This window comes from Listeria sp. MAN/IMW/UF555 (assembly GCF_058684075.1).
Map to the genome: position 1 here is coordinate 928662 of NZ_JBZWZS010000001.1, position 20272 is coordinate 948933.

Annotated in this window: 26 protein-coding genes; 1 reads left to right on the forward strand and 25 read right to left on the reverse strand. The window is 37.6% G+C overall.

Translation table 11 applies throughout. From position 1 onward, the window contains the following. Positions 1-23: 23 nt before the first annotated feature. Positions 24-1754, reverse strand: coding sequence for a pyruvate oxidase (locus tag AC4PG8_RS04625; protein WP_492170083.1), 1731 nt, complete (start codon positions 1752-1754; stop codon positions 24-26). A gap of 271 nt (positions 1755-2025) precedes the next feature. Here AC4PG8_RS04625 and AC4PG8_RS04630 point away from each other — a divergent pair, with 271 nt between their 5' ends. Then, a complete protein-coding gene (locus tag AC4PG8_RS04630; protein WP_185512810.1) occupies positions 2026-2673 on the forward strand; it encodes a FusB/FusC family EF-G-binding protein in 648 nt (215 codons plus the stop codon). A 43-nt stretch (positions 2674-2716) separates the two neighbouring features. Here the strand turns inward: AC4PG8_RS04630 and AC4PG8_RS04635 are convergent, their stop codons facing one another. The 24 genes from AC4PG8_RS04635 to AC4PG8_RS04750 form a co-directional block, all read right to left on the reverse strand. Beyond that, positions 2717-3040 carry a DUF1048 domain-containing protein gene (locus tag AC4PG8_RS04635; RefSeq protein ID WP_033533285.1) on the reverse strand — a complete coding sequence of 108 codons (324 nt, stop codon included), beginning with the start codon at positions 3038-3040 and terminating at the stop codon, positions 2717-2719. Further along, a complete protein-coding gene (locus tag AC4PG8_RS04640) occupies positions 3033-3365 on the reverse strand; it encodes a PadR family transcriptional regulator (RefSeq protein ID WP_003760998.1) in 333 nt (110 codons plus the stop codon). The genes AC4PG8_RS04635 and AC4PG8_RS04640 overlap by 8 nt, the downstream gene beginning before the upstream one ends. Positions 3366-3531: 166 nt before the next feature. After that, the gene (locus tag AC4PG8_RS04645) at positions 3532-3963 is read right to left on the reverse strand and encodes a hypothetical protein (RefSeq protein WP_070753483.1); all 432 of its coding nucleotides are present in this window, start codon (positions 3961-3963) and stop codon (positions 3532-3534) included. A 15-nt stretch (positions 3964-3978) separates the two neighbouring features. After that, positions 3979-5331, reverse strand: coding sequence for an EndoU domain-containing protein (locus AC4PG8_RS04650; RefSeq protein WP_492170084.1), 1353 nt, complete (start codon positions 5329-5331; stop codon positions 3979-3981). After that, a complete protein-coding gene (locus AC4PG8_RS04655) occupies positions 5331-5690 on the reverse strand; it encodes a hypothetical protein (RefSeq protein ID WP_194321349.1) in 360 nt (119 codons plus the stop codon). Before AC4PG8_RS04655 ends, AC4PG8_RS04650 begins: the two co-directional genes overlap by 1 nt. Beyond that, positions 5683-6339: a DUF5081 family protein gene (locus AC4PG8_RS04660; protein WP_070753486.1), complete on the reverse strand. Its 657-nt coding sequence runs from the start codon at positions 6337-6339 to the stop codon at positions 5683-5685. Before AC4PG8_RS04660 ends, AC4PG8_RS04655 begins: the two co-directional genes overlap by 8 nt. Continuing rightward, complete coding sequence (locus AC4PG8_RS04665; protein WP_003770915.1) at positions 6329-6640, reverse strand: hypothetical protein; 312 nt, start codon at positions 6638-6640, stop codon at positions 6329-6331. The genes AC4PG8_RS04660 and AC4PG8_RS04665 overlap by 11 nt, the downstream gene beginning before the upstream one ends. Beyond that, positions 6630-6974, reverse strand: a complete 345-nt coding sequence (locus tag AC4PG8_RS04670; protein ID WP_070753487.1) for a hypothetical protein — start codon at positions 6972-6974, stop codon at positions 6630-6632. Before AC4PG8_RS04670 ends, AC4PG8_RS04665 begins: the two co-directional genes overlap by 11 nt. 616 nt (positions 6975-7590) lie before the next feature. Continuing rightward, complete coding sequence (locus tag AC4PG8_RS04675; RefSeq protein WP_070753489.1) at positions 7591-8235, reverse strand: hypothetical protein; 645 nt, start codon at positions 8233-8235, stop codon at positions 7591-7593. A gap of 13 nt (positions 8236-8248) precedes the next feature. Then, the gene (locus AC4PG8_RS04680) at positions 8249-8920 is read right to left on the reverse strand and encodes a lytic transglycosylase domain-containing protein (RefSeq protein WP_492170085.1); all 672 of its coding nucleotides are present in this window, start codon (positions 8918-8920) and stop codon (positions 8249-8251) included. Positions 8921-8936: 16 nt separating this feature from the next. Then, a complete protein-coding gene (gene fliI, locus AC4PG8_RS04685) occupies positions 8937-10238 on the reverse strand; it encodes a flagellar protein export ATPase FliI (protein WP_185481763.1) in 1302 nt (433 codons plus the stop codon). Then, complete coding sequence (locus AC4PG8_RS04690) at positions 10235-10927, reverse strand: FliH/SctL family protein (RefSeq protein ID WP_267650483.1); 693 nt, start codon at positions 10925-10927, stop codon at positions 10235-10237. Before AC4PG8_RS04690 ends, fliI begins: the two co-directional genes overlap by 4 nt. After that, positions 10914-12020 carry a flagellar motor switch protein FliG gene (locus AC4PG8_RS04695; protein WP_003760986.1) on the reverse strand — a complete coding sequence of 369 codons (1107 nt, stop codon included), beginning with the start codon at positions 12018-12020 and terminating at the stop codon, positions 10914-10916. Before AC4PG8_RS04695 ends, AC4PG8_RS04690 begins: the two co-directional genes overlap by 14 nt. A gap of 3 nt (positions 12021-12023) precedes the next feature. Beyond that, on the reverse strand, positions 12024-13676 hold the full coding sequence (gene fliF / locus AC4PG8_RS04700; protein ID WP_010990567.1) for a flagellar basal-body MS-ring/collar protein FliF: 1653 nt from the start codon (positions 13674-13676) through the stop codon (positions 12024-12026). 67 nt (positions 13677-13743) lie between these two features. Continuing rightward, complete coding sequence (gene fliE / locus AC4PG8_RS04705; protein WP_003724447.1) at positions 13744-14040, reverse strand: flagellar hook-basal body complex protein FliE; 297 nt, start codon at positions 14038-14040, stop codon at positions 13744-13746. A 16-nt stretch (positions 14041-14056) separates the two neighbouring features. After that, positions 14057-14467 (reverse strand): flagellar basal body rod protein FlgC, encoded by a 411-nt coding sequence (flgC, locus tag AC4PG8_RS04710; RefSeq protein WP_003721832.1) that lies wholly within the window; start codon positions 14465-14467, stop codon positions 14057-14059. Between the two features lie 11 nt (positions 14468-14478). Further along, the gene (gene flgB / locus AC4PG8_RS04715; protein ID WP_003760978.1) at positions 14479-14880 is read right to left on the reverse strand and encodes a flagellar basal body rod protein FlgB; all 402 of its coding nucleotides are present in this window, start codon (positions 14878-14880) and stop codon (positions 14479-14481) included. 20 nt (positions 14881-14900) lie between these two features. After that, positions 14901-15182, reverse strand: coding sequence for a hypothetical protein (locus tag AC4PG8_RS04720; RefSeq protein ID WP_003760976.1), 282 nt, complete (start codon positions 15180-15182; stop codon positions 14901-14903). After that, the gene (locus AC4PG8_RS04725; RefSeq protein ID WP_003724443.1) at positions 15154-15540 is read right to left on the reverse strand and encodes a flagellar export chaperone FliS; all 387 of its coding nucleotides are present in this window, start codon (positions 15538-15540) and stop codon (positions 15154-15156) included. The genes AC4PG8_RS04720 and AC4PG8_RS04725 overlap by 29 nt, the downstream gene beginning before the upstream one ends. Positions 15541-15558: 18 nt before the next feature. Continuing rightward, entirely contained in the window at positions 15559-16848 is a 1290-nt protein-coding gene (locus tag AC4PG8_RS04730) for a flagellar hook-associated protein 2 (RefSeq protein WP_010990566.1), read from the reverse strand. 11 nt (positions 16849-16859) lie between these two features. Further along, positions 16860-17735: a flagellar hook-associated protein 3 gene (locus tag AC4PG8_RS04735; RefSeq protein WP_003760970.1), complete on the reverse strand. Its 876-nt coding sequence runs from the start codon at positions 17733-17735 to the stop codon at positions 16860-16862. Positions 17736-17746: 11 nt separating this feature from the next. Continuing rightward, positions 17747-19267, reverse strand: coding sequence for a flagellar hook-associated protein FlgK (gene flgK, locus AC4PG8_RS04740; RefSeq protein WP_492170086.1), 1521 nt, complete (start codon positions 19265-19267; stop codon positions 17747-17749). Positions 19268-19286: 19 nt separating this feature from the next. Further along, a complete protein-coding gene (locus AC4PG8_RS04745; protein ID WP_010990564.1) occupies positions 19287-19715 on the reverse strand; it encodes a hypothetical protein in 429 nt (142 codons plus the stop codon). 9 nt (positions 19716-19724) lie between these two features. After that, positions 19725-20189 carry a YaaR family protein gene (locus tag AC4PG8_RS04750; protein ID WP_003765825.1) on the reverse strand — a complete coding sequence of 155 codons (465 nt, stop codon included), beginning with the start codon at positions 20187-20189 and terminating at the stop codon, positions 19725-19727. Positions 20190-20272: the final 83 nt, after the last annotated feature.

The following is a 20272-nucleotide window of genomic DNA, read 5'->3' on the forward strand; positions in this document are numbered from 1 at the left end:
ATTGTTATTTTTTTATTTATTTTTTATAAAAATCTTCGTAAAATAGTTTTAAGTGGTGGCATTTTGGCGAAACGGTGGTCTTCTAGGACTGATTGGATTTCGAATTTGGTGTAACCTAATGCTTCGTCCATCACGATTTTTCCTGGTAGTGGAGCGGCTGCGCTATCCACGGAAACGTCGATGATAACTGGTTTTGTTGCTAGTTTGGCGTTTTCGAAAGCTGCTTCTAGGTCCGCCATTTTTTCTACTCGGAAACCAATTCCGCCACAACTTTCGGCGAATTTTGCGTAATTGATGTCTGGAAGGTCGGTTGCGTAATTTAGTTCTCCGGCAGATTGTTGTTCATATTTAATAAATGATAGTTGTTGGTTATTTAATACGACGACAATCATTGGCATATCAAGGCCTACTGCGGTTACGAAATCTTGCATAACCATTGAAAAGCCACCATCACCGACGATTGCAATTGCTTGGCGATCTGGATAGGCTTTTTTCGCTGCGATAGCTCCTGGAAGACCGCAGCCCATTGTACCAAGCCATGCAGATACGATAAAGTCATTTTCTGGTGTTAAGTGTAAATAACGCGTGCTCCAAACCGTTGCTGTTCCTACATCAATGGAGAAAATAGCATCTTTATCAGCGATTTTTTGAATATTAGCCATCACGACTTCTGGGGCAATTGGATCCGTTGTTTGCGAAATATCTTCTTCCAACCATTTCCACCATTCTTGCATATTTTCTTGGCATGCTTGAAGGAATTTACGTTCTTCAACCGGTGCTATTTTGGTTGTTAAATTGCTAATTATTTCTGCGGCATCACCAACTAAACCAACTGTCGCTTGATAACGTTTGCTGATTTTGGCTGGGTTAATATCGATTTGAATACATTCAGCTTTTTTAGGTAAGTAGTCGCTATAAGGATAATCATTACCAAACATTAAGAGTAAATCAGTTTCTTGCATGGCTTCATAAGCTGGTTTTGTTCCTATTTTACCAAGGTTACCAAGTGCATTTGGGTGGTCATCTGGAACGATTGTTTTTGCTGGTAAAGAATGAATAATCGGGATTTTTGCTTTTTCTGCAAAGGCGATTAATTCTGGTCCAGCGTGTTTTGTTCCTAGGCCTGCTAAAATGACTGGTTTTTCAGCTTTATCAATTAATGTTACGGCTTCTTGAATTGCTTTTTCATCTAGTTCTTTAGTTTCTTGTTCAAATTTCACTGGTTTTGCTTTTAGGCTCGCTTTAATTTCTTGAGATGGAATGTCATTTGGGATTGTTAAGACAGCGACACCTTTTTCTTGATAGGCAGTTCGAATCGCTTCATCAACAACATCTGCCAGCGTTTCAGCATTATCGATTTGTTTATTATAAACGGCAACATCTTCAAAAATAGCTGGTAAATTGACTTCTTGGAAAAAGCCTGTATTTAAGACGTCCGTTGTCACTTGGCCAGCTAAAACGAGCATTGGCACGTGGTCCATTTTTGCATCATACATGCCGTTTAGAAGATGAATGGCACCAGGTCCGCCGATAGATAAAGCGACTCCGATTTTGCCGGTTAATTTGGTATAGGCAGCTGCTGCTAGTGATGCGACTTCTTCGTGACGCACATGAATAAATTCAATTGCCTCTTGTTCTTTTCTGAGTGCATCGACCACGGTATCAATCGAATCACCGGGTAAACCATAAACATGATCGATGTCCCAATTTTTTAATGTTTGTACGAGTGTTTCACTTGCTTTTACTTTTTTCATTATACTTTCTCCTCCCATGGATGTTTTCTCTAATGTCCAATAGTTTTCGTTTACCCTGTTTTTGGAAGAATATTCATGAAAGAGAATTGACGAACAATTCAGAAGTGCTTATAATGAAGGCAAGGTGGTGATCAAAGAGATGCAAACAAAATTGCACTGCTCTCGACTTTCTAACAATGGCTTTAGGATTGTTTAGAAAGTAAGAGTGAAATAAACTCTTCAATCCTTCAGCTAGTTTAACCAAAATTAAACTATTAAAGGAGAATTATTAATGAAAGAGTTTATCGAACCATACCAATATAATTTTATCAAAAAACAAATAGAAAATGTCTCACGCGCTTATCGGTCCGCGAATGATAGATCCACTTTGAAGGCGTTAAAGTCTTTGACGGAAGAGAAAATCAACGAACTATTTCCGGAGAGCGTGCTAGAAGAGCATAAGGAACTTTTTAGTGAGCTCCATTCGATTACTTCAACCAAAGAAGCAGAGCCGTTTTTAGAAGGGTTAAAAGCCTATGTGATTCCTTTCGCTCCGCCTAGCGATGTGAAACTTAAAAAACTTTTTGCGAAAACGAAAAAATTAAAAATTCCTGCATGGTCGAAACTTGATTTGCGCGATTATACTTTTTACGGCTGGAATGATATTGCTCAGCAGCGTAAATATATCGTGACTTATGAGGACGGAAATTTGGTCGGCGTAAATGGGACTATTTCTCCGGAGATTCAAAAGGGTGTTTGTTCCATTTGCCAAACGCATTCCAAAGTATCACTGTTTATGGCGAAAACGAAATCTTCTAGTGATGGCGTTTATACGACAAATGGTAATTATATTTGCTACGATAGCGATGTTTGTAACGAGCAAATAAAAGCCCACGAAACATTAGATGAATTTATTGAAGTTGTGAAGAAACGCAAATAAAAAACAGCAAGTCTCTCTTATATTCGGAGAGACCTGCTGTTTTTTATTTGATTGAATCACGTAATTTCGAGCGTTGTTTATCCATCCATGTTTCTTCTGGATATTCGTTTAGTAAGCTGTCTGCAAATTCGGCTAGGTCATCGCCTACAACAGCTTTTAATTCTAATTGATCAGCGGCTGCGTTTTCGAACATTTCGAGGACATTTTTTAGGATTTCGAACATCCCTGCGCCTTTTGCGAAGTTCCATAAATAGGTTTCAACGGCTTTCATTGCTGTTTTATAGTCTTCTGGGAGCGCGTCTATTCTTTTTTTGTATTGTTTATAGTCTCGTTTTTCTTCGCGGTATTTTGTGTACCATTTAAACATATGCTGGTCCTCCTTTAATTTGGACGATTCTCGATTGGATAAAGTCCCATCGTTTCCAAAAAGTTGCTAGTTCTTCTTCGCCGGCTGGGCTTAATGTGTAAAATTTTCTAGGTGGACCTAATTCTGATTTTTTCTTTTCGATATTGACTAATTCTTTTTTCTCGAGGCGAACGAGAATGGTGTAGACGGTTCCTTCAACGATTTCATCAAAACCTAGGTCATTGAGATACTTGGTGATTTCATAACCGTATGTTTCACCTTTAGAAATTCGCTCTAATATCATTCCTTCTAAACTACCTTTGAGTAACTCGGTAAGTCCTTTCATTTGAATTCACTCCTCTACTAGTTGTTACTAGGTACAAGTATATAGTAATACAAAGTAGGTTGATTGTCAAATGGAAAATAAAAAGCCTCCTTAAATGCTTAGACAATCTTAAAAACGTAATATGATCGGCTTAATATCCAACATATTACGTTTTTAATTATAATATTCAAATTTCAAAAACCTCATCAGTCAAACCAAGATACCCATTATTTTTACTGTACGACTTTTTAATTTCATAAAAATGCTTGCCAATAGTTAACAGCACATCATTTTTTATCCAAGTTTTCTCAAAAGAAACTCCATCTTGCTCATCAATCCAATTCCAAATAGCAGTTTCTTTTGGATAAACTTGCCAACAAACAGCCTCTCCAGAATCATGCAAAGTTGATCCATCGGATTCTTTCGTATGACTATCCATTTGTTTAATTGCACATTCTAAATATTCATACGACAGATACTCACTACCCAGTAAAATACTTATATTATCGCTAAGCTCTTTGTTTTTTTCTCCATTACTTTTTAAAATATCAATACTAAGATTAAAATATTTTCCTCCGTTAGAAAAACATAGTTCTTTTTGGTTAAATTTATATCTCATAACTAACTCCTTTCATTAATCAATTATCGGAAAAGCACTTATGATTTTCCCTTCAGCATTAAGGTAAAACATTAGCTTCATTCCGGACTTCGTTTCCCCAATCCATTGATTTCGTGTGCCAGTGTATATTTTAGTCTGGAATGCTTCTTGTATCGCTTTATCAATTTTTTCTACACTCCAATTTTTAGGAAACATAGTCTTTTCTGCCATAACTTCTCCAGAAACCAAGTTTTGTTGAATTCCTTTATAAGGTTGGTTCTTAACTGGTGGGTTGGGAATAGTATCAACTACTTTAATTTCATTACTTAATGTATCCTCTATATGCCCACCAGCAATACTTCCTTTAGTTTTTGCAAATCCATGATAAGTGTGCCCTGCACCACCTTGACGAAGCTCTCCATTTATATATTTTGAATTCTGATATATATTTTCTGTTTCATCTAGATTATTAATAAATAGCATATTAGCTTGCTTTCTTAAAATTTTACTGAGCCCAAATCCTGCAACCATAAAAGCTATATCCGTCCCTGCACTCAGAATATATGCTTCACGTTCTTTTTGACTAAGTGGGTTGCCGTTTATATCGAGTCCAGTTATCGCATGACCGATAGACTGGGCGCTCATAATTCCACCTGCCACCATTGATGTTGTGCTTACCCATCCAGGTACAGCTATACCCGCAAAAGCGCCCCCCGTTGCTACTACTAGACCTCCAACACATACAATAACTAGTCCTGTTGTAAGCATATTGGTTACTTTTTCTAAACCAGTTTCATAGTTAAAATCAGTCTGACGATAGAGAGTGTTTACAAAGGTTTCGTAATTAATTTGAAAGTCTAACTGACCAGTCATGGCTAAAAAGGTTTGATATTGTTCTTGTTTCATTTTACGTGTAAATGAACTATTCATCAAATCCATAAAATCTACATCGTTTTTGGTTTTAAATGTATTATAGGCCGTTGAAGGAGCAGAAATGCTCTCACCTGGTTGCCAAGCTTCTCCTTGAACAGCTATACCACTTGTTGAAACAGAGTGACGGTTAATATCTACTAAACTTAATCGTTCTGCAAATTGTTCCATATTTTTCTTAAATGGACTATCAATCTTCTCACTGGCTTCACGATAAATTCTAACAATATTATTTGTCAAATTCCATAATTTTTCGTTTAAATTATCAATTTTAAAACTCTGTGAAGAATAAGTGAAATAGAACTCATTAGCTAAGCCTTCATCGTGTAAATAATCATCCATTTGTTTGAATAAGTGGTCAACTCTATAAAATTGATTTACAGCCTCGTTCAAGCGGTTAAACAAATCTTGTTTATAGTTTTCTAATGTATCATCGTTTATATAAATTTGTTCTGCCACTATCCCAATGCCTCCTCACAAGTTTTCTCCCAAAGTTTAGCTATCTTTTCATCAGTATCTTTGAATGTAATCATAGCATCAATGCAGTATTCGTTGATAAGATTATAATAAGTTGCAAGCATCTGCACTTTTCCAGCAAAGTCCGCCCCCATTTGCATCATATCTGAACCATTCACTTCAATCGTACTTTTACTTAAGATACGCTCCACTTCTTCTTTTGCTTCACCTTCAATATAGAAAGCACTATTTTTCACAGCATTAAGAGATGGCAGCGCTGTATTTATAATAGATTCCATTAATTGTTGTAAAGTGGTAGTTACTAGCTCTAGTTCATCCGGATTAATAACAATTTCACTCATGATTTTTTACCTCCTGGATTCGCTCTTGGGCGATAGTTACAATTTGTGGTACTTTATCAACAAACCATTTAAAAGGGTCAATATCAATTTTTGTAGTTAGTTTATTCCTTTCATCTAACTGATAATATTGATTATTATCTTGTCCAATAGCTAATTGAGCTTCGAGTTGATATTCATTGTTAAATATTTCTATCACCAAAGTGGGCGCGCTATGTGAAAAGGAAAGTATTCTTTCATCTAATGTCTTGGTAGTTATTTTTTCATAATATATACTTGCTGACTGTTTTAGGATTGGATGACTAAGAGCTATCTCTAGCATACTCAAGGCATCGCCAACAAAAAATTCAAATCGAATAGTATCTTGAACAGGGACTTGTTTCAAAATAATGCATAGCCCATCGTTAAATAAACCAAAAATATATTGTTGAATATGTACATAACGATCAGCTTGAGCGTATTTTTTTAGTACCTCCACATAGTTAATTGTAACTAATGATAAACCTCCAGTAGATGTTAGTATTTCTTTTTTTATTAATCCTTCTACAGAGGCAGAGCTTGGTGCTTCATAAGGGATTCCAAATAGCAAGGATATGTTTTGATACTCTGCTAAGTAGTAAAGTTCATCGGCATTTAATACTTTACCAGTCATAAACAATACCTTTTATTCCAAGATAGGATTCCATTCTTTCAAATTCTTTATAGGTTTGACCAAATTGATAAAGAGCTTCATTCAATTCAACAGAACTGTTCAATAAAGCACCATGATACACAACAACCATTTCAAGTAATGCTCGAATATGCTTGTAGTGTTCACCGTTCCAATTCATATTCTCAACATTTGCTTGTAAAGTTTTGGCTTGCGAAAGAGTATCATCTAACATTGTTTTTACTTTCGCTAGTTCTGTCCACGCTTCATACCAATTATCATTATATAATTGCTCACGACTCATTTTCTTTTGCCTCCAATTGATTGATTTCCAGTGCACAAGAATACAACTTTTTTTGCGCTGAGTTTTTCAAGTCACATAAATCTTCCAATTGATTATCATGCTTTTTACGCATTTCTCGAGCCATCTCAAGAACAAGACGAGTTTTGTCATCAATGAGCATATTGGGTTCGTAGTTGGTATCCAGCCAACCTATTGAATCTAAATCAATAGCACACATACGAGCGTTCTCAATTTGGGTTTTTAAATAGTTTGCTTTTTTAATTAAATCTTCGTATTTCTGATGTTTTATTTTTGCATTTGTTAATTCCTCACTTGCAAACAACGAATTAAACATGGTATATTCCTCCCGTATTTTATTTTGTATTAAATTTCACAATATACCTTTGAATCAATTATAATGTACTTTATTTTCTGATACAACAAAATTTTATAATAAATGCGATTATAAAGTTTACTAGTAATCTTGCAACAGAATCATTCCTATACTAAAATGAAACTATCAAATAGATGTAAAATAGAATTAAATTCCAACTTATCTACTTATACTTCTTAGAAAGGAACAATTAATATGTTATCTTTAATAAAAACTTTAGTATGGTCTGCCTGTTTTTTAGAATTTGTTTTTGCCTTTTATACGCTAAAAGTTCTGGGAGACGCGATAACTTTATTCCCTATCATTAGTTTGATAGCATTTCTTATGCTAGCTCATTGTCTTTGTTGCTTTATCCGTTTAAGCTCTCTAACTCCTAACAATAAAATTATCTTTCTATTTATTAGTGGTATTCTATTGTTAGGCGCCAACCTAATAGAAGGTTTTTACATAAATCCGATTCCTGGTTCGCTTTATATTATAGCTGGTGTTATCGCGACTATTTATGATCGAAAAATCGATGCATCACAAAATTAGCTTTATAAAAAAGAGAGGCGCATAGTAGCGGCTCTCTTTTTGTTTATTGAAATAGTACTTCTGGGTTTTGTTTCATCGCGGTTAAATTGGCGATGTTAACTGTTAAAAATTTCTTTTTGGGCGCTTCTAATGTTTCAAGCCATTCGCTCGTTAAGTTTGCGGCCATTTCGGCTGCTGCATCATTTTGGCAGATGAATCCGATATTTTTGTATTGGCATTTTTCATGAAGGTTAGCGTAGTGATGTTCTTCGCTTTCTTCGGGGTTAAAAATATCCATATAAAAATTGCGGTTGCCTTTTAGAAATTGCATGTGGGTATCGTGTGAGTCTACTAGGTTGAAATCGCGTTTGGTGAACTGATTGATGGCTTCTGATTTTACGCTAGCGAGGTCGAAACTTACGGTTGTACTTGGTTTTTCTAGGTTTTGAAGTTGGCTCGCTTCGAATGATTTAGATGCTTCTTGGTCGGATGTGAAGGCTTGGAGTTGTTCTTCGACGCGGTTCATTTTTGCTTCAAAATCAAGTTCATTTAGGAGATTTTCGGTTTGTCTGATGACATTGATTGCTTCTTCAAATTGGTCATTTTTTATGTAGGAAGTTACTTTGTCAGCTGCTTCGATTTTAATTTCTTGTTGCATTGCTGCTGTCATATCGCGCCATGATTCCCACTTTTGTTGCCAGTTTCCCATGATTTATTCTCCCCTACCCGATAATTTTCGTTAAATAGTTTTGCGTTTCTTTGAATGGTGGGACCCCGCCGTATTTATGTACGTTACCTGGTCCAGCGTTATAGGCTGCTAATGCTAGTTTTAGGTCACCATCGTATTTTTTGATGTAACCGGCAAGCTGTTTTGTCCCTGCGTCGATATTAGTCGCTGGGTCGGTTCGATTAGAGCCGTACATTAGTTGCATTAGACCAGTGGCACCAGCACTTGAAACCACATTTGGATTAAAATTAGATTCTACTTGAATAACTCGTTTGATAAGCGCTTCTGGTACACCATATTTGGTTGCTGCTGTTTTAATTAAATCGCTATATTTGCCTTCGTTTTCAGCGCTAATAGGTTTAATTTGGTAGTTGTTCCAATTAGTTAGTTCTCCGGTTGCTGCTGCTGGCGTTTCGGTCGCTACACTTGAACTTGCACTGGGAGTTTGTTTAGTTTCGGATTTATTTATTAAAGCTTCGTATGCTTCACGGGCGCGAGCTAGTTCGGCATCGGTGACTGTTTGCACATTAGTTGTGGTGGTTTGCTTTGTTGCGTTTAAACGTTCATTTAATTTCGTTTCAAAAGTGGTAGCCGATTGTTTCGCTGCTTCAAATGCGCTTTGAAACTCGGCTTGTCTAGCACTAATAACTTGTTCTACTGGATTCATCCACAGCACTCCTTTGTTATACTAACGTTTCCATCATTTTACTCGTTTCTTCTAGCGTGACACTCTCATCCCGCAGCTGTTTTAAAAATTGATGAATAAAATAGGATTTTTCCTTACTTGTAAAAATGGCTGCGTTGTCGCTTGTTTGTTCAATTGTTCCTAATTTGAAATACAGTTCATTTTCTTGATAAATGCTCATCCATTCGCGGATTTTCGAAGCGGCTTTCCACTGACTTTCTGGAACGATTTCTTCCATTACCCGGCTAACGGAGCCAAGAACATCAATGGCTGGATAATGGTTTTTTGTCGCCAGTTCTCGAGTTAGAACGATATGTCCATCTAAAATTCCCCGCGCTAAATCGGGTACTGGTCCGTTCATATCATCTCCATCAACGAGCACTGTATATATACCTGTGATTGATCCATTTTTAGTTTTACCGGAACGTTCTAGCAGTTTTTTCATATAGGATTCCATTAGCAAGGTTTTCCCGCCAATTGGTAAGTCTTTGACGGCAATATCAACGCTTCTTCTTGCATCAGCGAAACGAGTGACAGAATCCATCATTAATAGGACGGTTTTTCCTTGATCGCGGAAATGTTCTGCAATCGAAGTGGCTAGTTTGGCAGCTCGCAGTTGCATGAGATGGCTTTCATCTGAAGTGGCTGCAACAATAACGCTTTTACGCAACCCTTCTTCGCCAAGATCTTTACGTAAGAAATCTTTTACTTCTCGACCACGTTCGCCAACAAGACCGATAATATTAATGTCTGCCTTGGCGTTACGTGCTATCATTCCAAGCAAAGTCGATTTACCAACGCCTGATCCTGCAAAAATACCGATTTTTTGCCCTATACCAATGGTTAGCATTCCATCAATCGCTTTGATTCCAGTTTCAAGTGTTTCCGTAATTTCCGCTCGGTTAAAAGCATGGATTGGCGGTGCTTCCAGTGGCATTTTTTGTTTAAATTTAGCAGTACCAGCTTCTTCGTTTAAAATATCACCAGATGCATTTAGCACTTTTCCGAGTAAAAATTCATCGGCTGGAATAGTGATTTTTGTGTCAGTCACGTACACCCAGTCACCATATGCTACTTTATCGCTTTGGTTAAATGGGAGTAGCATGTTGTTTTCTTTTTCGATAGAAATTACTTCACAAAGCACTTTGTTTTCGCCGACCATGACGGTGTCGCCAATTTTCACTTGTGGCCCTTTTGAAATATAGACTTGTTCTTGAACAGTATGGATTTTTCCTTTTTGGATGTATGGGACGGTGTTTTTTAGTTCTTGCCAAGCTTCGGTTTTTGGCGACCAATTCACGATTTATCTCCTCCTAGAATTTTCCGTTCTGCATTTTGCTTGTGTAATGTTTGGAAAATTTCTGTGATTCGGTAGTCGAAGTATTCTTTTTCTTCTTCTACAGTGAATTCGCCGTAATCAAGCCGCATATCGAAGTTCCAATGAATATTTTCTAAAAGCCAGTCGTACTTTGTTCCGGTGTTTTCTTCTTTGAGTGCTTTTAATGTTTCTGGGTGGGTGGTGACGTTTAGTTTGTCGAAAGCAACTGGGAGTTTTTGAATGACTTCGGTTAGCATTGGTAAGACTTCAATTTGGCGGGTGTCGATTGCTTGGTGGACGATTCTTTCTGCGAGATCGATGCTTTCATCCCAAAGGAAATCGGTAATTGTTAGGTAAAGCTGTGTTTTTTCTTGTTCAAAAGCTAGTTTTTGTGCTTTAATTTCTGCTTCTGCGCTTTGTTTTAATTCTTCAATGGCTTGGCGCTCAGCTTTTAGTGCTGCTTTTTCATTTGCTAGCTTTTGTTGTTCGATTTCGATAGTTGACATATGCTTTTCGAGTTCTTTTTGGTGGTTTTCTAGTTGTTCAAGTTCTTTGGAATATGGTGATTCGACTTCCTCTGTTTCTTCCATATCTTCTAAATAGAATAGTTCCATTTTCACGTCGGATAAAGTTACTTTGCCTTTTGGGATTCTTGGATTAGATAAGGACATCCTGTTCCCCCCGTTGGATAACTATTTTGCCATCTTTTTCCAAGTTTTTAACGACATTAGCGATGTCTTGTTGTGCTTGTTCGACATCAGAAAGTCTGATTGGGCCAAGGACTTCGAGTTCTTCGGTAATCATATCGCGACGGTTTTTCGATACGCAAGAAAGAATTTTTTCTTTGAGTTCTTCTTTTTCGTTTTTGAGTGCACGGGCGATTTTGTTGTTGTCTTGAATCTCGGCAAGCACTTGTTGCAAGGTCATATTGTCAAGCAGAATAATATCTTCAAACATAAACATTTTCTCTTTAATTCGTTCAGAAAGTTCGGCTTGTTCTGCGTCTAAATGCTCGAAAATAGTACGTTCCAAACCACGAGTTACGTTATTTAAGATATTCGCAACATTTTTAATTCCGTCCGTTTTGTTAAGCGAACTATTCGACATTGTATCCAGTTTAATTCTTAGTAAATTAGATACATTTTGCATAACTTCACTATCAAATTGCTCTAAGCTCGCGATGCCGATTACCGTACTAATCATTTTTTCTTCTGGTAAAAGAGCTAGGAGTTTAGATGCTTCTTCCGGTTTCATGTATGAAGCAATCATCGCAATCGTTTGCGGTGATTCGTCACTAATAATCGTAAACAAGGAATCGACATCATCAATTTCTCGTAAAATATCTAATGCTGTTTCGCCGATACGCGATTCTGCTTCTACCCCGTAAATTAATTGGTTCAATTCTTCTGTTGTCATGTCAGGGAATAGGCGTTGCAAGTGTTCTCGGTCAAGTTTAGCAATCCCGCCAGAAAGAAGCTCTAGTTCATCAAGAAATTCTCTTGTTGCTTCTTCCACTGCGCCGCCATCCATTTCTTTCATTTTGGCCATTTCACGTGCAAGGCGTTGTTTGGAGGCATCTGGAAGTAAATCAACTACTTCAGTCGCGATTTGTTCATCTAGACTCCAAATAATAAGGGCGGCTTTTTCACGTCTTGAAATACCTGAATCTAGTTGAGTAGCGGCTTTTTCTTCTGGTTCTGCTACTTCGACAGTTTCCAGTTCAGCGCTAGTTTCTTCTAAGGTTTCTTTGAGTGTTTCTGCCATTTTTTATTCCTGCCTTTCATTGAGCCATTTTTGGATGACTGCTGCGGCGCGACCTGGATCTTCTTTGGCCATTTCGCCGAGTTTATTTTTCAAGCTTTCTTTACGAGCTTTAAGTTCTGGTTCTGATAAATCGAATGCGTCTGTTTGGAAGTTGAAATCTGGATGTTCTTCTGGATTAACTATCGCCTCTTCGGCTGGGATGAAGTCTTTCTCTTCTGCTTCTAGGGCTTCTTCTATTTGTTCTTTACGTTTCAGGAAGATGATATAGGCAATTATTCCAGCTGCAATTAGGGCAAATAGTAAACTTCCTACAAGCCACCAAACCCAAGCTTTACTTGCTGGTTCTGCTTTTTCAGTAGTATCTTTTTCTACTGGTGTTTGATTGTCTAAAAATTGGATTGGCATAATGGTCACGTCGCCGTTTTGGAATGTTCCTTCGAATGTTGGTGTGGCTGCTGCTTCCCCGCCTTCACCAGCTTCTTCGGTCGTCATATTAGGAGTTAGTCCTGCCGAAACGCCAATAGCTTTCGTAAATTCAGCCATATCAACGCCATTTTTATTGAGCGATTGTTGGTCCACCCAAACAACGACATTTGTTTTAGCTAGGGCTGGATGTTTTTTAATTTCTTGAATGGTAGAATCAAGCTCATAGTTCGTAGTTTCGCTAGATTTTTCACTCGTGTAGGTGTTAGTATCATCGCCATTTTGTTCGGTGTAATTTGGTACGTCAGCGTTCGAAGCAGTTCCTGACTCTGTTTGGTTGGTGGAGCCTTTTGATGTATCGGTGGACGTTTCTTTTTGGTTGCTTCGGACTTTACCGTCATTTGGATAATGCTCGGTATTTTGTTTTATTTCATCAAAATTAACTGTGACATTTGTATTTACTCGGAAATTATCTAGAGCAAAAATGCTTGAAAGAGTGCCTTCAATGTCTGTTTTCACATTTTTTCCGATTGCGTTTTGAATGTCGACTTCATTTTTATAAGCTGAGCTACCTTCTTCTTTAGAGGTATCTGCTTCTGAAATCACACCATTTTTTGTATCGATTATTGCAACGTCATCGCTTGCAACGTTTGGCACAGCGGCACTTACGGTTCGTTGGATACCGAGAACTTGTTCTTTTGTTAGCGTTTGGTTATTTTTGGTTTTTAGCGTGACTGCTGCCGTTCCTTTTTGGCTCGCTTCTTCAAAAATCGAACTTGATTCTGGCAAAGTTAGTTGGACTGATGCGCTGTCCACGGTCGTGCCGTAACTTTGAACGATTTCTTTTTCTAAGTTAACTTTTGTGCCGACTTTTTCTTGCATTTTTTTATCTTCTTCACTAGCTCCAAGCGAACTATTTAAAAGAATATCATTGCCATCTTGGCCTGTATACGGGATTCCTAAGTCAGCAAATTTGTCACGAACAAGCGTCTCCACTTTTTCATCGACTAAAATATTGCCGCTTTTATCAACGGTATAATCAACGCCCATTTTGGCTAATTGGTCTGTAACTTGTTGTTGGCTAGTTTCTGATAAATTTTTATAAAGGGTAACTTCTGTTTTGGGCGTGTTCATGTAGAGTAATAACACCGTGACTACGACAAAAAGGCCGACAAAAATCGCGCCTTTATGCCAATTCTTCAATTTCGAATACATTGTTTTTATTTTTGCCATCTTAAAAACTTCGCTCCATTTTTCTCGTGTGGACGATTGACTAAAACTCCCCCGACTAGTCTAACCGCTACACTTGCATATTTAAAAGCTGTTTGTAGCTTTCGATTACATTATCACGAATGACCGCAGCAGTTTTCATTTCTGATTCTGCTTTTTTCATTTGAATGAGTACATCGCTCGCATTACCTTCGCCAGTTGTTAAAAGGTTTGATACGGAAGTTTGTGCGTTTGATTGTGTATCACTCATACTATCCAGCATTTGCGTAAAGGTATTTCCGGCACCTGTCGCATTGTCTGTTTTTGCGGTTTCACCAAGCGTAACTTTAGGTAAGACGCTTGCTGCATTAATACTTTCAATTGCCATTCCTTAAAACACTCCTTTATACTTTGCCTATTTCTAAATCTTTTTCCATCATTTTTTCATTTGCTTGTAAGGCGGAAGTATTTGCAGCATACATTTTTTGTCCGACCATTAAATTGGTCATTTCGGCTGTCATATCCACATTTGCGTAGTTGACGTAACCTGCTTCATTTGCGTTAGGATGAGTTGGATCATAGACACGCTTAACGCTTCCTGTATCGCTTGATATTTCGCTTACTTTCACACCTTTTGTACCTGTTAAAGCTGTTTCAAATGGCGTGATTTCGGATAGTACGACGCGCTTTCTAAGAAAAGGTGTCTCACCTGGTGCGGCGCTTGAATCAGCATTTGCAATATTGTTAGAGCTAACTTCCATCCATTGTTTCGCAGCATTTAACGCGGAGCCACTTGTGTTTATTCCTTCAAACATAGGTCTTCACCTTACTTTCCACGGGCTGCTGTGTTGATAGATGAATTATAGTTGAGTGCACTGATAGCGAGCGCGTACATTTGGTTATTTTTAGTTAAGCTAATCATTTCAGAAGTGACGTTGACATTGTTGCCGTCTTCGTTGATGGAGCCGCTTTTAGTCGTGAGTTTCGCATTTGTTTCGTCTATATCGGTTCCGGCTAAATGCTTCGTGTTCGTTTTCGTTAAATTTCCCGTTGATTCGATATTGTTCGAACCGGATGCTCGCAAGCTCGCGCCGAATGATTCTTCAAAACTCGCTTCACTTGCTTTAAAATTTGGCGTATTGGCATTCGCGATATTATTTGAAACTACTTGGTTCGCTGTTTGAAGATAGTTCAAGTAGTTGCCAATATGCGTGGTATAATTTTCCACTTGTGATTTCCTTCTTTCTTTTAGAAAAATTTCGCATAGTTCAAGTTGGCGGCATTGCGACTTTTATTTTCAGAAAAGGCATTTTCAGTGGATTCTAATTGTTTTTGGGTGAAAAGAATACCTTTATTTATAACTTCTCTTGTTTCTTTTAAAATGGCTTCTTTTGTGTCTTTTGGTAGATGTTCGGTGCTTTTTAGTAGTTCATTTAGTTTCGCTTGATATTCTTCGAGGTTAACGTTTAATTGTCCCGTCGAGTGAAACAGTGCTTTTAACTCAGCCAAATGTGTCTTTGCTTGATTCATGTTTCATCACTCCCTCGTAGCCTTCTTTTAGCTGCGTGATGACGTGAATGATTGTATCGATATTAACGGGTTGTTTTAGTAGTTGCATTTGACGAATTTGTTCTGAAATCCATTCGTATAAGCCGAAAATATTATCGTAAAGTTCTTGTCCGGCTTCGGGATTTAATTGTAATTTTAGTTCTTCAAAGATCTTTTCCATTTTATCGAGAATAAGGTCTGCTTCGGAAAAATGCAGTTGTTCGAGTGCTTTGTCCAACTTTTTAAATTCAATAATACAACGTTCGTATATATAAATGGTGTTTTTAATGGGGTTGCTCGTATTTAGTTCATTTTGGGTATATCGTTTCCAAGCTTGCATTTTTTTCACCTACCATTTTTATTTATTAGAACTGTTCATGCCATCGATTAAGGCGTCGAGAGTCATTGCGTCACTTTGCATGGCTTGCATCATTTCGAGCCATTTGTTGTACTGGTCGGTAATATTCGTTAGTAAGGTGTCATTTCGGCTAGTAATGTCGGTTAGTTTGAGGTTTAATTTATTGATTTCATTCGTCATCGAGGTTGTTTCATCACTGATAAAGCCTGTCGAGCCAAATGTTTTATTCAAAGATTGATAAAGTTCATCGCCAATTCCACCAATACCAAAGAAAAATCTTTCGACGGCGGTTGGATCTTCAGCTACCATTTTTTTCATCGCAGTTTCATCTACTTTTAAAACGCCTTCTTTATCGACGCTTATGCCAAAGTCAAATAATGTATTTCCGTCTTTTTTATGTTGGAATACATTGTTTAGCGCGCGATTTGCTTCGAGGTCTGCAGCAGATGCTTGTAAAATGGTCCCTTTTCCCGTGTATGTTTTCATAGTGCTTGTTAGCGCATTGTATGTATTTACAAAACTTGTAATCATGCTGGCTGCTTTTTCATCACTTTGATCTTGAATCGTTAATTTTTCAGCGCCAGTTGTTTCTTTTTTGAGGTTGATTGTCACGCCTGGAATGTAGTTGGTTACTTTGTTTGTTGCACTTGTGACAGTTGCGCCGTTGATTCTCAGTTTGGCATCTTCTGCCGCTAAATGGTCTGGTGAATTTTGTACTAAACCAAGTGCTTCTAAAACTGCGGAATCGCCTTCAAATTTAATGCTATTTTCAACACCAGTAGTTGAAGCTGTAACGACCATATTTTCGCCTAATGTGTAGATGTTTACTTTGGCACCAGCGCTATTAATCGAGTTCATCACATTTTTCATCGAGCTATCTGCATCGACTTTAATTTCTTTGCCGTTGATTTTAATTGTTCCACTTACACCAATTTTTGCTTCAATATCAGGTACTGCTTTGTTGTAAGTATCTGCGGTCGCCAAGTTTTGAACTTCGATGGAATAGCTGCCGTTGACGGAACTACTCGTTGATGAAACGGTAAAACTTGTCTCATTGGATGAAGTCGCTAGTTTGGTTTTACTTTCATAAGTCGTGAAAGAACTCATCGTTTTCAGCGAGTCAGACAAAGCATTTTTTAAACTAGCATAAAGATCAATCCGTGATTGGTAGCTAGAAATTTGGTTTTGATATGGTGTTTTTGCTTTTTCTAAACTGGCTTTTTGGAGACTAATAAATTGCGAATAATATTGCGTCGGATCCATTAAACTACTTGCAATCGAACTTCCCACTTGGTTTCACCTCACATATAATTTAGTATGCTTAATTTTTGTACCATCACACTGGATTGCAGTGCGGCTTGGTAAGCGATAGACGTTTTGTTTAAATTACTTACAGCTTCTGGCATATTGACTTCTTCGACATTGGATTTTCGTTCGGAGAAATCAACAATTTTGCTAGAAAGTACATTGTCATAGGCTGTCACGCCGTTTTTTTGTCCGCCGATATTTGTCATTGAATTGGTAATAATTTCGATGTTTTTGCTATTTGTTTCTTGCAAGGCAGACAAAGCATCTTTATCGCCACTTTTCATTGCGTCAACGATTTTTTGAATGTTGTTAAAAACATCCGTCATCGCGCTGCCATCATGGAAAACTTCTACTTCTAATGTGTCCGTTACGCGGAATTTTTTATTTTCTGTCGTTCCGTTATAGATGATTTCTCCGGTTGTTTTATCCGTTGTAAATGGCTTAACGCTTGTACTAGAACCACTGAAAACATATCTGCCATCGTCTTCTGAGTTAGCAACAGAAATAAGAACATCAAGTAAACCTTTGATTTCTTCGGCTGATTGCGACATATTGTCTTTATCGCTCGTACCGTTAATTGCTTGCAAGACTAAAGCATTTACCCGGTTCATCGATGTGGACATGGATGAAAGAGAGGTTTCTGCCGTATTTAATAATGATTTCGCTTCGGTTACGTCCGTTTTTTCACGATTAAGCTGACTAAGCACGTGATTATAGGATAAAATTTGCGCTGTAGCACCAGGATTTTCGCTCATCGATTCATACTTTTTCCCGGAAGATACTTGTAATTGGTATTTTGCAAGGTTTCCTGAAACATTATTCAGCTGGTTAATTATTGAATTTGCTTGTTGATTCGTTGAAATTCGCATTATTTTCCTCCTTATAACATGGCTAAGAGAGCTTTCATCATATCGTTCACTGTGTTCATGGCTTTCGTATTGGCCACATAATAGCTTTGGTATTGCATGATATTTGTCATTTCCTCGTCAATATTAACTCCTTCAAGAGATGATTTTGATTCAGAAAGGGAATTTAAAGCTTGCGTGTCTGCCGTGGAAGTTGCACTACTTTTACTCGCATCTGTTGCAACTTCTGTAATGATTCCATCCATGAAGCTTGGGAAAGTTGTTCCTTGAATATTTTTATCGGTTTTTAAAGATGCAATATCTGCCGCGATAACACCTAAGAATGGCTTGTTTTCAGCATTGCTAGTGATTGCGGGATTCAGGATCCATTTACCAGAGCTTTGGGTGAAAATTGGAATCGAAAAATCGTTCACATCAGTTACATATGTACTTGTACCAAGTGTGTCAATCGCGTGGTCAACTCCGCCAATGGTTAGCGTATCACCAGAACGCGTCACACCAGGGAATTTTTCTAATTGACGTAAAAGTTCTTCGCGGTTGCTGAGTAATTTTTCGTCATTCGGATTAGCTTGAAGAGCATCATTGATTTTTTGCAAGTCGGCCATTGTTTTGTTGACGTTTTTGACTTGAATATCATCTAATGCTTTTGCTAAGCCATTTGAAAAAGTTTCGATTTTTTCTTGGTAGGATTTAATTTCATTTTGGTTAACGCGTACAGAAGCGATGATGGAACCTTCTGGCATATTGAGTTTTTGACCACCCACGGAGAATTCGAAGCCTGTCGCTGTCCGTGTCGAGGTAATTTCAGTTGTTTCATCACCTTGTACGACAAGACGTCCGCCGATTGTCACATCGTATACATCTGGGTTATTTGGGTGGGCGCTAACAGAAATACCAGCATAGCCCGACATCGTACTAAGCAGCTGATCGCGCTGGTTAAGTAAATCGTTCGGCGGATTAGAACCTGCATTCCCGATTGCTTTATTGATACTGCCTAGTTTTTTAATTAATGTATTTAAATCTTGAATCGCAGCGTCTGTATCTGCTGCTATCGTTGTTTCTAATTCTTTTAAGCCAGAATGAAGTTGATTTAATTGATCGGTAAAAATCGTCATACTAGATAAAAGTGCTGTTGTATTCGTTGCTTGATCGGGATTTTTTGCTAACGCAGCCCAAGCGGTGAAAAAGTTATCTAAATTATCACTTGGGGTATTTTTCCCAGGAGTACCAAATAAATTAAGCGCTTGACCGAGCGCCCCACTTTGATATAACGAAGCGGATTGTTTGGCGATTTGATTATTATATTGTGTCGTAAGAGCTGCGTTTGTCAGTCGTTTAATATCTGTTACTTTGACCCCGTAGCCTGTTTGTTTCCCGCCGAGAAGACCTCCGTCACCGTAAACTGCCGTCTGATCCACAGCTTGTCTAATATAACCCGGCGTATTCATATTACTAATATTTTGCTGAGCGACCATATTAGCGATTTGCGCCGCTGACATGCCCGATAATGACGTATTAAAATCACTTAAACGCACAAAAAATCCCTCCGTTTACTTAAAAAGTTTCGTTAATCATCATATTATTTTCTGCTTGAGTTTCCGCGTGATGCCCCGTAATAACATCTACCATATGTTCCGAAAAAGCTAATTGCATTTCTGTTCTAATTTGATTTTCAGAAACAGTTACTCGTAAAAGGCTTTCTTTTTCAAGCAGCATTTTTTTACGTTCATCGATAAATGCATTTTCAGCAGGCGTCCATGTTTTTTGCAAGCTTCTAAGTGTATTATCTTCGCCAATAATTGTTTTTAAAACGTGATATTCGTTTTGTAAACCGGCAAGTTCGCGCTGAAGCCCTAGTTGGCGTTCTTCTGCTTCAATCCAATTTTCTTCCTGTAGTAATTTACCTAATACATTCGCTTCATCGGCCGCTTTGACATTTTTTTCGATTAAGATTTCTAATTGATTAATTAATTCGTTTTGCATTCCCATCACCTACAATACGACATCGAGAATCATGCCAGTAATCTCACCAATTCGATTTAGCATATCTAAATGTCCAGTTTTTGTATCAATTAAATTCATTACATCATCTAGTTCATTGGTTTGTTTTTCTACTTGTTTTAAAATCGTCATTTTTTGCGAAAACCCGTATTTTGGATGTCGGCTTTCGATATTGTCATAATCCATCACATTATTAACATAAAAATTCAAAAAGCTTTGGACTGCTTTTTTGTAGCTCAAAACGTTATCTACAGTCATATCCATTTCAACAAGTGATTTTTTATCTGTCACTTCGGTAATTAGTTCATTGATTTCAGTCAGGGAAGGAGTTTGTTTTTTGCCATTTGCCTTCATTTGCTCAAAATAGAGCTGTTGTGTTTGATTTAATTCTTGCATTCCCCTAACTAAGTTCGTCTGTTTGGACTGCGAAATCTGGCTAATTGAAACATTATTCATCCTTTTTCCCCCGAAAAACTCATTTTCGCTTTCTAAACCTTATTTTTCTATTTAATTATACTGAAACAACCTGAAAAAGTATA